Below are 15,750 nucleotides of genomic sequence, written 5' to 3'. Positions count from 1 at the left end.
TGAGCAAGTCGCTTCGGGCAAATGCGGCCAAAATTTACTAAGGAATTTCGACCATGAACAACAAAAAAACAAACAGCAAACAACAAAGTAATAAGAAAGCTTCTTCTTCAGCGATTATTGTCGTATTGATCACATTAATGATTGCGATAGCCTCTGGTAACTCACAAGCAACTGCAGCAAATGCCGAACTAGAAAAGGTGCTTAAACATAAAGTAGAAACTGAAAAACAGAGTGTTGGGATCGCCGTTGCCATCATCGAAAACGGTCAAGTGAGCTTTATTAACGTTGGCGTTGCAAACAAGGAAACGGCTCAAGAAATCGACCAAAACATCTTGTTTGAAATTGGCTCTGTTAGCAAAGTAATGACATCTACAGCACTTGCGACCTTTGTCGACGAAGGAAAGCTAAAACTGTCCGATCCCGTTCAAAACTACTTGCCTAAGTCAGTCAGATTGCCAATGAAAAATGACCAAGCCATCACGTTTGAGTCTTTGGCAAACCACCGTTCGGGTTTGCCTAGACTTCCAAGCAATATGCCGTTTGGCGACCCGTTAAACCCTTATGTCGATTACACGACAGAAATGATGTACGAGTTTCTTAATCAATACACCTTGCCTCGTGAGGTAGGTGAATCACCGGAATACTCAAACCTTGCAGTTGGTTTATTGGGACACACACTCGCTAAAATTGATAATATGAATTACGAACAAATGTTGATGCAACGCGTTCTAAAACCATTAAAGATGAACGATACCTTTGTTGACGTGCCTAAATCTGCGCTGACAAGAAGAAGCAAAGGTCACAATGGAAACCTTGAGTCTACCGACTATTGGCAACTACCAGCAATGGCTGGCGCAGGTGCTGTTGTTTCAGATGCTTCTGACATGGCACTTTATTTAAAAGCCAATATGCAACAAAACGAGTTAGCGTCGGCAATCAAATTGAGCCACCAGGCTACTGCCGAATTTGAAAATTCACACACTAAAGTGGGGTTAGGGTGGATCATTCAAGGTACGGAACACGGTGATGTTTACATGCACAATGGTCAAACAGGTGGATTCGCTTCGTTTATTGGCTTTAATCCTATTTTGCATAAAGGCATCGTAATTTTATCGAACACTTCTGTATTGATGGATGAGATAGGATACAGTTATTTGACGAATTCTTTGGCATCTTTAAAGCTAACCACCCCTGTAAAAGTGGCTGAAGAAAAGTTAGCAAAATTGATTGGAAGGTATGAACTGGTACCTGGCTTTATATTGTCGATAACTCACGATGAGGATAAGTTATTTGTCCAAGGTACAGGACAACCAAAATTGCCTCTAATCGCCAACTCAATCAACGAGTTTGTTAATAACGCAGTAAAAGCGAGGATAGAATTTGAGCTTGATGCTGATGGCATAGCAACGTCACTTACTCTGTATCAAGGTGGTCAAACACTACTTGGCAAGAAACTAAAATAGAAAGGTATTTATTTGTAGCTCAGAGCTCTTTATTTTGCGCCTTTTTACAAGGCGTTTCTTTCTTACTCGGTTTTATCCTTGAACTCACACAAATCTTCTATAATGCAAGAGCCGCATTTGGGTTTATGGGTAAGGCAGGTGTAACGTCCATACAATAAAGTTAATGGTGGACGTCTACTTTGAATTCAGCAGGTACTACTTTTAGAAGCTTTTTCTCTACTAGAACAACGTTTTTACCCATGGCCAATTTAGTGCGGTTGTTTACACAGTAGGTATGGGTGTCTAACGCTAGTGTCGGCCAATCAACAGATATTAATGGTAGGCGCTAAGACGACTCTAACGTGATAGACATTTAAACAAATACTATGAATCAATACAGTTCAGCACTTTTTCAACCTGATATGTTCTTCGATTAATGAATATTTGCTTTATGTGCTTTCGCAACCAAATTAACCCTTTATCGGCACTTTGTCGCTTATGCCATAACATGGAAATAGAAGTATGAGGAATATCTACTGGCGGGTGGGTAATTGCAAGCTCATCGTTAGCTAAATATTTATAAATAAGATCAGTAGGTAAAATTGCAATCAGATCACTTTCTTTAATAATCGGGACAGCGGAAGAAAAGTTATTGACCGTAAAAGCGACCCGTCGAGTTAACCCTAATTGCTGTAAAGCTTGGTCTGTAGGACTAGCAATATCACCAGATAATGAAACTAATAAATGCTCTGCCTTGGAAAATTCCTCAACAGTTAGGCGATGCTTGGTCAAAGGGTGGTCTTTACGCATGACACAGACATAACTAGTATCAAATAAGTGATCTGAACAGATGTTTTCTAATGAGCGGTTGCTTTGTCCAATCACAAGATCAACATCAGCACCATCCAATATTGGTTTGGTACAAGCTATGGTATATGGGACCGCATGTAAGTTTAGTCCTGGGGCTTCTTTCTCGAATAATTTGCGCATATCTAACCAAAGTGCATCAAGGGCAATATCAGGTAAAGCAACTCTAAATGTTCGCTTAGCACTTCTGGCTTCAAATTCTTCAGGTTCTATCGCTTGATTGATATTATTCAGAGAATCTCGCACTTTTTCCCAAAGGTTGTTTGCAAAAGTTGTAGGCTGTATTTTTCGTCCATCAGGAACGAACAATTCATCTTTCCATAATATGCGCATTCTGGCCACGGCATTTGAAACAGCGGGTTGAGTCATTGATAATCGCTCAGCCGCCTGTGTCATTGATTTTTCGGTCATTATTACATCAAAAATAACCAATAATTTTAATTCATGGGGCCGCATAATTAACGTCCTTAATTGTTGCTTTAATTCATCATATAATTTTATGTATTGGTTGTCATTTTAATCTATTCATCATATTTTGAAATGAATATGATGTCGTTTTAAAATTATATTTTACCTTTATGCTCTCTTAATATGAATGGAATAGTAGAACACAGATAACCAGGATAAAGATGAAAACAGCACTCGCATTAATAAGTTACGTACTTGGTTTAACAGCCACACTAGATAATAATTCTGGTTATTGATAATGAAAAAAATAATTCAGTTTATTGCTATTGTTTGTTGGTTCAGTGCTGCAGATGCTCACAACCACGACAGGAACAAGGGTTTCGATATCAAGGTTACTGATCTTGGGTATGGAATTTTTGAACTAAGAACAGACCGTTCAGGTAACGTGGCAGTGTTAATTGGTAAAGACGGCGTTTTCATGGTTGACACACAGATGGAACATTTAGTTGAACTTATTGATGGTGCTCAGAAAAAACTATCTGATAACCGCGATGTTGATCTTATCATTAATACACACTTTCACCGAGACCATGTCAGAGGTAATGCGTACTTCAAGAAACGAGGAGCAATAATTATGGCTCATCCTAATGTACGTAGATACCTTGAAAATCCAAGGGCAATTAAAGCGTTAGGCCGTAAGGCTCACTCATTTACGCCGCAATATTACCCAAAAACTGACGTCACAGAAGGTACATCACTCAACATGAATGGCCAAAGCATTGAGCTTCATCACACGCCTAATGCGCACACAAACAGTGATCTGTTTGTCGTGTTTAAAGAGGGCAATGTAATACATGGCGGAGATCTTGTTTTTAATAGACGTTTCCCATTTATCGATATAGACAATGGTGGTTCGGTAGCAGGTTACATTGCAGGTATTAAAAAAATAATTGAAGTTGCTGACGAAGACACAAAAATTATCGCAGGGCACGGGCCTGTAGCGACGATAAGTGATTTAGAAGAAAGTATCACGATGTTGAACGATACCCACAATATTGTTAAAGCATTTATTAACAAAGGGTTATCCTTGGAAGCAATTAAGGCACTAAACCCCTTAAAGAATTATACAGAAAATTGGAATTGGGCATTTATCACTACCGAACGAATGCTGACTACACATTACTACGATATAACGGGGCAGCTCGAGTAGTCATTGATGAAGGTGAAAGGTCTATTCATATGTACCTTTTAGCTAAAACAAGTTTAAGTGGATTGGAATAAATTGATGAAATTAATACATAAAGTAAAAAGGTACCTATGCGCAACTCTTACATTAATTGCTGTTAATGGCTTTGCAGCGCAAGATATTCTTTTAGCGGATGATGGCAAGGCAGGGGATGCTTTTGGTTATGGTGTTGCTATCGATGGTAACACTGCACTCGTAGGGGCATTAAAAGCTGATATTGATGGTGTAATAGATGCTGGAGCAGCTTATGTTTATGTATGGGCTGACAATGGCTGGCAAAAGCAAGCAAAACTCGTTGCTAAGCCGGCCTTCGCTGACGATACACTTGGTGGTAAAGTGGTATTGAAAAATAATATTGCAATGTTAGGTGTGATGCGAAGGGATGATAAAGGGAAAGATTCGGGGGCTGTTGTCTCTTTTGAACGTAAATTGAACATTTGGAAGCAGAATCGTATTTTCACTGCACCTGATGCAAAACCGGGCGATGCTTTTGGTCAGAGTATTGCACTCACCGACAACTATCTTGTCATTGGCGCACCACGTAACGACGCATTGGGCATCGACTCAGGAGCCGCTTATATTTACAAACGAGAAAAGGAAATATGGCACTATCAAGCAAAAATAACGGCCAGTGATGGTGTAACGGGAGATTTATTTGGCATAAGTGTTGCCATTGATGGTAATACCATTCTTGTTGGTGCTGATTTAAATGATGAAAAAGCGGAAAATGCAGGGGCAGTTTACGTTTATGTTCTAGAGGAAAATAAATGGCAACAGGAAGCTAAACTTATGGCCTCTGATGGTGGTAAGACTGATATTTTTGGTGTCAGGGTTGCGCTGTCGGAAAATACCGCATTAATTTCCGCAAGACGAGACGACATTAAAGAGTTAGGTAAAGATGTTGGCTCAGCGTATATTTTTGTGCGAGAGGGCAGCACTTGGACACAACAAGTGAAGTTGACTTCACCCGATGGGCAAGCTGACGATAGGTTTGGACGAGGGGTGGCGTTGAGCGGCGATACTGCAATCATAAGTGCAATGAACCATGACGCTAATGGTAAAGATACTGGAGCGCTGTATCTATACAAAAAAAGTATAGGTGGTTGGCGTTATACATCTAAGTATGTAGCCAAGAAAAGTATGCCTGATGATAAATTTGGTTGGAGTATAGGATTATCTAATGATATCGCTATTGTTGGCACTCCAAATTTCGATGTTTTAGGTCAAGAGTCTGGAGCTGTATTCATCCAAGACTTGAATTGTACTAGCAAACTTTAGCCTTTCCTGAGCGATGTTAAGCATGAATCAATAAAGCACTCGGTTGATTGAAATATAAGATTGTTACTTTCTCTAAGTAGCTATTGGCTACTCTGTTTTATTTTTAAACTCATATAAATCTTCAATATGAATCGACACTAATAGTTTTAGCAAGATAGAACTCATATTTTAAATATATGAAAAACACCAAACAAAAGGATTCTATTTCTAGCAATATTAAATTTTTTACGAGCACTACAGTACCTATTAAAAGATAGTCAGTATACAAATAGAAGCTCTTTGATAATTTGGTCTTGCTCTTTTGTTGGCGTTTATTCTTCTATGCTTCTCTCTGGTATTATTTTTGACTGAATTCGATTCACTGATACTTGGTCGTATTTACCTTTAAATTCATGTATTGCTGATACTTTTTTAATTAAGTGACGCATAGTTTTTAAGTTTTCACTATCTATAAAGTTATACTTATAAACCTGTCTTAAAGTTCCTAAGACATCCCCTAAATAAAATGAATTATACGGTAAGCTCTCGATATAAGAATTAACAGCATCAATCGCAAAACAAAAAACATGCTGTTGTGAGCGAAAGCACTGTCAGTGCTCTCTAATAATGAGCCAAGCGTTATTCTGTCTTATCTTTAAACTCACACAAATCTTCTATAATGCAAGAGCCGCATTTGGGTTTATGGGTAAGGCAGGTGTAACGTCCATACAATAAAGTTAATGGTGGACGTCTACTTTGAATTCAGCAGGTACTACTTTTAGAAGTTTTTTCTCTACTAGAACAACGTTTTTACCTATGGCCAATTTAGTGGGGTTTGATACTCTAAAAATATGGGTGTATACCGCGATGGTAGGTCAACCAAAAGATAATGAAAATAGGCTTTACATCATTACGTTAACTCGTTTATCAGTCACGAAACATCAATTTTCCTACTCATCTAGGTTTTGGTTTAGCTCATTAAATAATTGTGTCCTTGTTTCTAGTTTTTCAAATTGACTTCACATTCACTTCACAAGCTTTTCGGTAAAGTGCCATTACAGTCAAATTGACATTAATCGCTTAAAGAATTAGGACAAAAATGAAGACTAAAAAAATATTTAATATCGTTCTGGTAATAACCGTAATACTGTTGATTAGCGGAGTGAGTTGGTACACTGTGTTCGGCTTGAAGGCATACAAAGTAAATGTTCAAGAGTTAGAAGAGTTATATAGTTATCAAAAGCAAGCCGTTAATGTGAACCTTACAGCACTAGAAAAGGGGCAGTTTAATATCACGTTTAATAGCTTTGATGGCGAGCGGGTATACGGTCAACTCACTTATCCTGAAAATGCAGACCCTTCTCAGCCTATTCCTATTCTAATAGGCGTTCATGGCATGGGGCGTACTTATGTGCGTTGGGTAGAAGGTGAGTTTAAGGGCTCAGACACTCTGGAACAAACGGACGAATTAGCAAGTATGGCGCTTGCTCGAGGTTATGCCGTATTAGCTATCGACTCAAGGAATCACGGTAAACGTAAGAACTTGGATTACAACATAAAAGATGTAATGTATGATTTGTGGTTTTGGGGCAAGAAAGAACCGTACGAGAATATGATCATTGATTCCGTAAAAGATCATAGGGTTTTGCTGGACTGGGTTGTTAATCAGCCACAATTTGACTCAAATAACATTAGTGTGGCGGGTTACAGTATGGGGGGGCAAATAAGTTTAATATTGGCCTCATTAGATAAGCGAGTCAATAAAGTCTTATCAATTGTTCCTCCTGCGTCAAAAGATACCGTGGCGAGAGTATCACCTTTAAATTTTGTTACGCGACTAAGCACTGCAAAAGTTTGGTTAGTGACAGCTGATAATGATGAATATGCGAGTGTCGAGGATAACGCCATTTTATTTGATGCCCTCAATGTACCCAATAAGCACCATATCGAGATAGCCGGCGAACATATCTTGCCTGAAGGGTATTATAAAGAATTAAAAGGTTGGTATTAATGATAGTAAGTTCGCAACTACGCGTATTGTTAGTTGAAGATAACATCGGCATAGCAAATAATATTGCTGACTATTTTACAATGCATGATGCAGTCATTGATTTTGCGTATAAAGGTAAGCACGGTTGCGAACTTGCTGCTTCTCAATACTACCACTGTATTATTTTAGATATTATGTTGCCCGACATTGAAGGGTTAGAAGTCTGTGAAAGGATAAGAGCAGCTTCGGATCGACATATTCCCATTATAATGCTGACCGCTAGAGATACGCTTGATGATAAGTTAGCTGGTTTTACTCATGGTGCAGACGACTACTTAACTAAACCGTTCGCGCTTGAAGAACTATATGTAAGGTGTCTCGCTTTATCTAACAGGTTAAATATACCGCAACAAGGGAAAGTGACTTCAATTGGGGATGGTGAAAAGAAATTAACGCTGGACTATCAACGCCAGCAAGTTAGCCGAAACAACCAATTGTTGTCGCTACCGCCTAAAGTCTTTTCGATTTTGCAGATCCTAATTGAATCTCACCCTAGACCGGTTTCAAAAAGTGAATTAATTGATAGAGTCTGGGGAGATAATGGCACTGACTCTGATTCGTTACGCTCACATATTTATCAGCTAAGAAAATCAGTAGATAAGCCTTTTAGCACCGATGTCGTTAAAACCATTCACAGTGTTGGTTTCGCCTTAGATATATAAAAATTACAGTTGGATTAAATGAAAACGAAACAGTTAAGAAATCGCATTGTTTTTTATTTTGTCTCTATTGTGGTGCTGTTGAGTTTGTTATTTTCTTCAATCACCGTGATGTTTAGCTATGTTGTGGAAGATAATTTCTTTTATCAAATATTAAATGAACAAAAACAGCTAGTTAAAGAGCAAATTGAATTGGCGCTACCCCCGCAGTCAAATGTAAGCTTTATTCAATATTATGAAGATCGCATCGCACTGCCACTTGCTATTCAAACAGCCTTAGAAAGAGAGCCTCGGCGTAAAGAATTTAGTGATGATAGTGGTAAACACTTTCACATTACTTATGTTGATGAGTCTAATTTATATCAACACATTTTGTTAGCGGATGTAAGTGATCAGCTTGTTGTAAACAAACTAATGGGTACTATTTTTGGCTTTTCATCAGGGCTTTTATTATTTGGCATAGTGTTAGCGTTACTTTTGTCTTATGGGACAGTAAAGTTAGCTAAAAAACTGCTTCAACCACTCGATGGATTGATGGATATTATTGATAATAGTCCAGTTACTCAGCTACCAACCAATTTTGCTAGCCAATTTAAAAACAATGAAGTCGGCCGCTTTGCCAAAGTTTTACAGGAAGCGCTAACACGGATCAAGTCACTCATAAACCGAGAGCAACAGTTTACTCGTGATGTATCACATGAACTCCGAACTCCTTTAACTATTAGTCAAGGTGCTTTAACACTCTTAACTAAAACTCAACTTACTCCAGAGCAACAAAAATTTGTTCATCGAATAGATGATGGAAACAAACAAATGCAAAAAACCATCGAAGCACTTTTAGCGTTAGCTCGTGAAAAAGAGACTAAAATTAAAGAGAAGAACCTAAAAGCACTGATTGAAAGTTGTGTGCTTGATAACCTAGAGGTGCTTACAGGTATCGATTTGTGTATAAAAATTGATAGCAATGTTTACATAGAAATGGGAGAAGATGAATTTAAGCTAATTCTACAAAACTTACTCTATAACGCAGTCGAACACGGTAAGTGTAACCAAATCAAATTATCCTTCCATGATGGTAGCTTAAGTGTTATCGATAACGGTAAAGGCTTTTCTTCGGGGGTTGCTATATCAGAGGCGTTTGAGACAGGGGTTCGTGGTTCTTCGAGCAACGGATGTGGGATTGGTCTGTCGTTAGTTAAACGTTTGTGTGAAAAATATGGTGTTAAGGTAAAGATAGAGCAAATGGAAAACGGTGTAGCTGTTAAACTGTGCTTTCACTCTCAGTAGCATTGTATAATACCTAATGAGCTTTAAGCGAAAACCAACCAAGTGCAAAAGTTAAACACTTGGACGATCTTAATATTTAGATTGTATTGACCATTTGGATATCGCACTAGTGAATCAACTATTCCGTCTTATCCTTAAACTCACACAAGTCTTCAATGATACACGAACCACAGCGTGGCTTGCGGGCAACACAAGTATAACGACCATGCAGTATAAGCCAGTGATGTACATAGACTTTAAATTCGGCTGGTACCACTTTTAGAAGCTTTTGTTCTACTAGAATAACGTTTTTGCCCATCACGAGTTTGGTGCGATTTGAGACTCTAAATATGTGCGTGTCTACCGTTATGGTCGGCCAGCCAAAGGGTAATCAAAGTAGATATAAATGGACTTCTGAAAGTAGCAATAATAGCCGTTTGGTTTAAATCATAAGTTACTTTTAATGGGAAGCTATATTACCATCGTGGCTAAAGAAACTAATGGTTATGTTTCCCAATAGGGTGTGTCACCAAACTGCTCTGAAAAGTAATCAATAAAGGCCCTTACTTTGGGTGCTAACAGCCTTGAACTTGGGTAAATAGCCCAAATTGCCGTATTTGAAACCAGCGGATAGTCTTTTAATATTTGGACTAACTCACCACTTTTAATCTTTTGGTAAGCACTCCACCTAGAATTGATGGTAATACCTAAGCCATTGGTGCAGGCATCACGCACAGCCTCTCCATTATCAGTGCGAAACTTTCCTTTGACCTTAATATTGAATTGACCTTTTTCTGTTTGAAAAGACCAATTTTCGAGACCCATTAGGGTAATACATTGATGAAAAATTAATTCGTCTGGGGACTTTGGTTCACCGTATTTTGCTAAATAATTTGGCGAAGCACACAATATTCGGTTATCCGGTGCTAGCTTTCGAGCAATTAAACTTGAGTCTTTCAGTGCTGAGTTACGAATGGCAATATCAAAGCCGCCTTCAACTAAGTCGATAATAGTATCTGAAAGTTTCAAATCAATGGTTAAATCGGGATAACGCACGAAAAAGTCATTCAATGCGGGTAATAAATGCATCCGCCCAAAAGATGCAGGTGCAGCAACACGTAAAGTTCCAATTGGAGAAATGCTGCCTGCCCCTACCGATGCGCGAGCCGCACCAACACTAGCCACTACATCTTCTGCATGCGGTAGAAAGGCTTTTCCTTCCTCGGTTAATGATACTTTTCGGGTAGTTCGGTGAATTAGCCTAACACCCAGTCCATCTTCTAGTTTATTAATATGTGCACTCGCAACGGCAGGAGATAAACCTAACTCATGTCCAGCCATACTAATGTTATGAGTTGCAGCAATTCTAATAAACAGCTTTAGATGGTCAATATTCATTATTATCAATTAAAACTAAAAAGTGATTCCTTATTGTGCTCTATTATCAATATGTTTTCTAGTGGATATACTTTCTCCATCAACTACTAGGGATAAATTAGAATGAACACATCAATGAAAGCAATGATAGTAAACAGTTTTGGTAGCGAGAATGTATTTGAAGCTAGCAAAATTACTAAACCTCAAGTAAAAGCTGGGCATGTTTTAATAAAAGTTGCAGCAACAAGCGTTAATACAGTAGATACCATGATCAGAGCAATGGGTGATGACTTACCAATTGCACCAGCATTACCTGCTGTTTTAGGGATGGACTTTGCTGGTACTGTAGAAGAAGTCGGTGAAGGTGTAACTGATTACAAAATTGGTGATGAAGTTTATGGTTGCGCAGGTGGCTTGGCTGACCTTCAAGGAACATTGGCTGAGTACATGGTCGCTGATGCAAAATTGATTGCCCTTAAACCCCAAAATTTATCGATGCGAGAAGCCGCTGCATTGCCATTAGTCGCTATTACCGCTTATGAAGGTTTGATGCGGGCAGGTATTAGTGAAGGGCAGAAGGTATTGGTACATGGAGGCTCAGGCGGTGTTGGTCACGTTGCCCTACAACTTGCCAAATATTTTGGTGCAGAAGTTTATTCTACAGGTGGTGGTGATAATCAGCTTGCATTAATTGAGAAGCTTGGCGCTTATCCTATTAATTATAAAACGGAAACAGTCGCAGACTATGTTGCCAAATATACAGAGGGTGCGGGATTTGATGTTGTTTTTGACTCTGTAGGAGGAGAAAACATGGCTAATTCATTTGAAGCAGCGGCGCTAAATGGTCAAGTTGCTTCAACAGTAGCTATGGTAAACATGGATTTGTCATTGGCCCATTTTAAAGGATTATCATTACATGTCGTCTTTATGTTAATACCCATGCTACATAATATTAAACGAGAAGAACATGGGAAAATTTTAAATGAATTATCGCAGATTGTTGAAGCAGGTGAATTAACCCCCGTTTTAGATAATGAAATGTTCTCATTAGAACAAACGGGTAAAGCACATGAGCGTTTAGCCAGCGGCAAAGCCTTAGGGAAAGTGGTGATCAGCATTTAATGCGATTAGTTATTTTTGAAGTACTTGCCTTTAGCTTTTAAGCACAGATTAATATGGGAAAGATTATGAAATTTTCAATTAAGACGTCAACTCTTTCGATAGCAGCAATATTAATATCTTTTAATACGTTTGCTTCAGACATAAATTCAAAAGTAGTTTCTGCGGACGATATTACTTGGGGCTACTTAAATCCATTGAGAGGCGAACTTAGCCCCGGTGCTGCCAATCTTTGGGGCGATCGAACTAAAGATACCGCTACTGGTATGTTAGTTCGCTTCAAAAAAGGTTTTGAATCGCCTCCTCACATTCACAACATTACTTATCGTGGTGTAGTAATTGATGGCTTAATGCATAATGATGATCCAAGTGCCGAGAAAATGTTGCTGCCTTCAGGCTCTTTCTGGACACAACCTGCTGGCGAAGATCATATCACCGCGGCTAATGGAGAGAGTAATTTAATTTATTTAGAAATAGATTCAGGCCCGTACCTTGTTCAACCATCAGCTGAAAAATTCGATAATGGCGAGCGTCCTTTAAACCTGCATCGCGACAACATCGTTTGGCTAAATAATCATGACCTACATGACATCAAAGCAAAAGGGGTGAAGTCTAGTTTTCTTTGGGATAGAAATTCGACAATAGGGGGCTCGATGGTTAAATTACCCGTAGGCTATGACGGCACTATTTATAGCCAAGCTAGTGAGTTCAGGATGGTAGTAATTTCAGGCGAAATTAAATATCGATCTAATCAAAAAAGTGATGTAAAAAATTTAGCTGCAGGCAGTTATATTGAGTCAACAGGTGATTTTAGCCACAACATTACTAACCCGACTGACCAAGAAGTCACCATATACATTCGAACAAATGCGAAGTATCAAGTAATGTAAAAAAGCAACGTCGTATATTATGTAGCGACAATTCAGTTTAAGTCGCTACATAATATACGTCTTGTTGAAATTACCTATCAATAAAATAACAAAATCCACAGTCATTTAAGTATAAGGTTATTCCGTTTTCTCTTTAAACTCACACAAATCTTCTATAATGCAAGAGCCGCATTTGGGTTTACGTGCAACACAGGTATAGCGGCCGTGAAGAATTAACCAGTGATGCACATCGACTTTAAATTCTTCCGGTACCACTTTTAGAAGCTTTTGCTCTACTAGATCAACGTTTTTACCCATGGCCAATTTAGTGCGGTTTGAAACACGAAAAATATGCGTGTCTACAGCTATTGTCGGCCAGCCAAAGGCTGTGTTTAACACAACATTAGCCGTTTTTCTGCCTACACCAGGTAGTGCTTCTAACGCGGCACGATTTTCAGGTACTTGTCCACCATGAAGTTCAACTAGCATACGACAGGTTTTCAAGGTGTTTTCTGCTTTAGTATTAAATAAACCGATAGTCTTGATATAAGACTTTAAACCGTCTATTCCTAAATCTAGTATCGCTTGTGGAGTATTAGCAACAGGGTATAACTTTGCGGTGGCCTTATTTACGCCAACATCTGTTGCTTGTGCGGAAAGAAGTACCGCAATCAATAACTCAAACGGTGTGGTAAAGTTCAGCTCAGTTGTTGGCTGTGGGTTATCATCGCGAAGACGTGTAAGTATTTCTAAACGTTTTTCTTTATTCATTTTTATAATAATGTGGCTATGTCGTTAAATTAGCTATCGAAATTCACGCGAACACGTTCAATATGTTCTTCTTGTACTTTGGGTTGTTTTTCTGCAATTTTGGTGTCTATTATATTTTTTGCAGCAATTAAAAAGCCCATTGCGATGAATGCTCCAGGAGGTAGTATGGCGAGCAAAAACTGATTGTCTAGCGCGAAAATTTCAATGCGTAAATTACTCGCCCAATTGCCAAGTAGTAAGTCAGCACCATCAAACAGTGTCCCTTGACCAAGTACTTCTCTAACAGCGCCAAGTGCTAACAATACAAAAAGAAAGCCCATACCCATCATAAAACCATCAAATGTAGCCTGTTTTACTGGATTTTTTGATGCATATGCTTCTGCACGACCAATAATAGCGCAATTGGTAACAATTAACGGCAGGAATATGCCTAATGATTCATAGAGCGAAAAAGCAAAGGCATTCATCAGTAATTGTACGCAGGTTACAAATGCTGCAATGATCAAGACAAAAATAGGGATTCGTATTTCTTTAGGTACCCATTTTTGAATTAATGATACGGTTGCATTAGAGCACATTAAAACAAATAGCGTTGCTAAGCCTAACCCAAGCGCATTCACAACCGTTGAAGTAACCGCAAGTAGTGGACAAAGCCCTAGTAGTTGCACCAACCCTGGGTTGTTTTTCCAAAGGCCTTGCCATGTTAACTCTTTGTATTCTTGTGGAATATTCATTAGTTTTCCTGACATGATTTTTGTTGGTCAAAAATAGTGTCTTTATGTTTCTTAAAGTAAATAATAGCGCGTTTGCTGGCATTAACAATGGCTCTTGGCGTAATAGTCGCACCAGTAAACTGATCAAATGTACCACCGTCTTTTTTTACCGCCCATTGAGGGTCATCTTCACTTTCTAGAGATCTGCCGTTAAAACTTAAAACCCAGTTGCTTTTTCGTTTTTCTATTTTATCACCTAGCCCTGGCGTTTCTTGATGAGATAATGTGCGAAGGCCTGTTATAGTGCCTTCAATATTTATACCTACTAATAAGGTGATATTACCATTATAACCATCAGGGGCGGTGATAGTCATTGCGATCGCTGAAGGTTGTTCGTTGTAATAACCTAAATAGGTTTTTTGAGGTGTTTCGCCTATTGATTCATCATTTAATAAAATGCATGACTCACTCATATTGTTAGTGTGCGAGCTTGGATCAACAACTTCCGCTAGGCTTTTGATCAAATTTTGTTGTTGTTGCCGAGCGATAGTATCTTTTGTTAAAAAGTCGACAAATGCTACAAGGGCGGTACAAGCGATAGCAAATATGGCAAGTAATTTAGCATTTTTTTCAATTGCTTTTCTCATCATGAATTCCTATTTATGCCCATATGTTCTTGGTCGCGTATATTGGTCTATCAGTGGTGCTGCCATATTACAAAGTAATACTGAAAACGCGACAGCATCAGGATAACCGCCAAATTTTCGTATAACGAATACGAGGAACCCTGCAAGCACGGCAAATATTATTCTTCCTTTTGTGCTGGTGGCACCTGATACTGGATCGGTTAGAATGAAGAAAGCGCCTAACATGGTTGCACCATTTAACCAGTGGAACATAGTAGAGGCGTTGGTGTCTGGGCTTAATAAAAATGCGATAAAAGTACAAAGAAATAAAGTGAATAAAAAGCTAACGGGTGTGATCCAAGAAATAGCACGTTTAGCGATAAGTAGTAAACCACCAGCAAGAAAAGCTGCGTTGATCCACTGCCAGCCAACGCCAAAGTGTTCGCCAATCACAGGTGCTTGCAAACCTTCTTCAACCGTTTTCCCCAACGTAATACTGGTTTTTAATGTGTCTAGTGGCGTTGCCATGGTAAAGCCATCTACATGCATTTGAAGTTGTTCAACCGAATAGCCTTGTTGGGTGTAATTCGTAAAAATAACTGACACGGTATTATAAAAGTCGAGTTCTAAAGCCATTAAAGATAAAGGCGGTTGCCATGATGTCATTTGTACGGGAAAAGAGATAAGCAACATGACATACGCGGCCATGGCGGGGTTAAATACGTTATGTCCTAATCCACCATAGAGTTGTTTTACTATGGCGATAGCAAACAAACTACCTAAAACTGAAATCCACCAGGGTGCTAATGCTGGCAGACTTATTCCCAGTAAAATCGCAGTGAGAATCGCGCTACCATCAAAAAGTTGGCTGCGAATATTTTTTTCTCTTAACGATAAAATAAAAAACTCACTAACCAACGCAGTGGTAATGGCAATTGAGATATGAATTATATTTCCCCAGCCGAAGAAGTACCATTGAGCAAATATGCCCGGTATTGTTGCATAGATAACCAAGCGCATTAGCGCAGAGGTTTTGCTTTGCTGATGATCATGGGGTGAACTTGCGATCCAATAAGCCAT

14 protein-coding genes and 3 pseudogenes are annotated in these 15,750 nt (G+C 38.8%); 8 read left to right on the top strand and 9 right to left on the bottom strand.

Translation table 11 applies throughout. The features are described 5' to 3' along the window. Positions 1-53: 53 nt before the first annotated feature. Positions 54-1,463: a serine hydrolase gene (locus BI291_RS09220; RefSeq protein WP_074498459.1), complete on the top strand. Its 1,410-nt coding sequence runs from the start codon at positions 54-56 to the stop codon at positions 1,461-1,463. Positions 1,464-1,525: 62 nt separating this feature from the next. On the opposite strand, the pseudogene BI291_RS18555 reads toward BI291_RS09220, so the two are convergent. After that, a pseudogene (locus BI291_RS18555) lies at positions 1,526-1,764 on the bottom strand (endonuclease III); the annotation flags it as partial. 62 nt (positions 1,765-1,826) lie between these two features. After that, positions 1,827-2,765 carry a LysR family transcriptional regulator gene (locus BI291_RS09215; protein WP_074498458.1) on the bottom strand — a complete coding sequence of 313 codons (939 nt, stop codon included), beginning with the start codon at positions 2,763-2,765 and terminating at the stop codon, positions 1,827-1,829. Between the two features lie 250 nt (positions 2,766-3,015). On the opposite strand from BI291_RS09215, the gene BI291_RS09210 reads away from it, so the two are divergent. Beyond that, entirely contained in the window at positions 3,016-3,927 is a 912-nt protein-coding gene (locus BI291_RS09210; RefSeq protein WP_074498457.1) for an MBL fold metallo-hydrolase, read from the top strand. 75 nt (positions 3,928-4,002) lie between these two features. Continuing rightward, a complete protein-coding gene (locus BI291_RS09205) occupies positions 4,003-5,241 on the top strand; it encodes an FG-GAP repeat protein (protein WP_074498456.1) in 1,239 nt (412 codons plus the stop codon). 618 nt (positions 5,242-5,859) lie between these two features. Here BI291_RS09205 and BI291_RS18550 read toward each other — a convergent pair. Then, positions 5,860-6,137 (bottom strand): annotated as a pseudogene (locus BI291_RS18550) (endonuclease III); the annotation flags it as partial. Between the two features lie 182 nt (positions 6,138-6,319). Between BI291_RS18550 and BI291_RS09200 the strand changes: the two are divergent. The 3 genes from BI291_RS09200 to BI291_RS09190 are packed head-to-tail and all read left to right on the top strand — an operon-like array spanning position 6,320 to position 9,216. Next, positions 6,320-7,231 carry a S9 family peptidase gene (locus BI291_RS09200; RefSeq protein ID WP_074498455.1) on the top strand — a complete coding sequence of 304 codons (912 nt, stop codon included), beginning with the start codon at positions 6,320-6,322 and terminating at the stop codon, positions 7,229-7,231. Further along, the gene (locus BI291_RS09195) at positions 7,231-7,932 is read left to right on the top strand and encodes a response regulator transcription factor (protein ID WP_074498454.1); all 702 of its coding nucleotides are present in this window, start codon (positions 7,231-7,233) and stop codon (positions 7,930-7,932) included. The genes BI291_RS09200 and BI291_RS09195 overlap by 1 nt, the downstream gene beginning before the upstream one ends. A gap of 18 nt (positions 7,933-7,950) precedes the next feature. Next, complete coding sequence (locus BI291_RS09190; protein ID WP_074498453.1) at positions 7,951-9,216, top strand: HAMP domain-containing sensor histidine kinase; 1,266 nt, start codon at positions 7,951-7,953, stop codon at positions 9,214-9,216. Between the two features lie 118 nt (positions 9,217-9,334). Here the strand turns inward: BI291_RS09190 and BI291_RS09185 are convergent. Both BI291_RS09185 and BI291_RS09180 read right to left on the bottom strand, forming a co-directional pair. Continuing rightward, a pseudogene (locus BI291_RS09185) lies at positions 9,335-9,580 on the bottom strand (endonuclease III); the annotation flags it as partial. Positions 9,581-9,699: 119 nt separating this feature from the next. Beyond that, the gene (locus BI291_RS09180; RefSeq protein WP_074498452.1) at positions 9,700-10,593 is read right to left on the bottom strand and encodes a LysR family transcriptional regulator; all 894 of its coding nucleotides are present in this window, start codon (positions 10,591-10,593) and stop codon (positions 9,700-9,702) included. A gap of 114 nt (positions 10,594-10,707) precedes the next feature. Here BI291_RS09180 and BI291_RS09175 point away from each other — a divergent pair, with 114 nt between their 5' ends. After that, positions 10,708-11,694: a zinc-dependent alcohol dehydrogenase family protein gene (locus tag BI291_RS09175; protein ID WP_074498485.1), complete on the top strand. Its 987-nt coding sequence runs from the start codon at positions 10,708-10,710 to the stop codon at positions 11,692-11,694. 65 nt (positions 11,695-11,759) lie between these two features. Then, positions 11,760-12,581, top strand: a complete 822-nt coding sequence (locus tag BI291_RS09170; protein WP_139302592.1) for a DUF4437 domain-containing protein — start codon at positions 11,760-11,762, stop codon at positions 12,579-12,581. A gap of 117 nt (positions 12,582-12,698) precedes the next feature. Here BI291_RS09170 and nth read toward each other — a convergent pair whose 3' ends face one another. Genes nth through rsxD form a run of 4 tightly spaced genes read right to left on the bottom strand, consistent with a single transcriptional unit; the run spans position 12,699 to position 15,750 of the window. Next, positions 12,699-13,331 carry an endonuclease III gene (gene nth, locus BI291_RS09165; RefSeq protein WP_074498450.1) on the bottom strand — a complete coding sequence of 211 codons (633 nt, stop codon included), beginning with the start codon at positions 13,329-13,331 and terminating at the stop codon, positions 12,699-12,701. 29 nt (positions 13,332-13,360) lie between these two features. Then, entirely contained in the window at positions 13,361-14,065 is a 705-nt protein-coding gene (locus BI291_RS09160) for an electron transport complex subunit E (RefSeq protein WP_083601983.1), read from the bottom strand. Continuing rightward, a complete protein-coding gene (gene rsxG, locus BI291_RS09155) occupies positions 14,065-14,691 on the bottom strand; it encodes an electron transport complex subunit RsxG (RefSeq protein WP_074498448.1) in 627 nt (208 codons plus the stop codon). The genes BI291_RS09160 and rsxG overlap by 1 nt, the downstream gene beginning before the upstream one ends. Positions 14,692-14,700: 9 nt before the next feature. Beyond that, on the bottom strand, positions 14,701-15,750 hold the full coding sequence (gene rsxD / locus BI291_RS09150; protein ID WP_074498447.1) for an electron transport complex subunit RsxD: 1,050 nt from the start codon (positions 15,748-15,750) through the stop codon (positions 14,701-14,703).

Source organism: Thalassotalea sp. PP2-459, from assembly GCF_001913705.1.
In the GTDB taxonomy this organism is placed as follows: Bacteria; Pseudomonadota; Gammaproteobacteria; order Enterobacterales; family Alteromonadaceae; genus Thalassotalea_C; species Thalassotalea_C hakodatensis.
The sequence above is the reverse complement of the archived record's forward strand: the minus strand, read 5'-3'. Positions and strand labels throughout refer to the sequence as shown.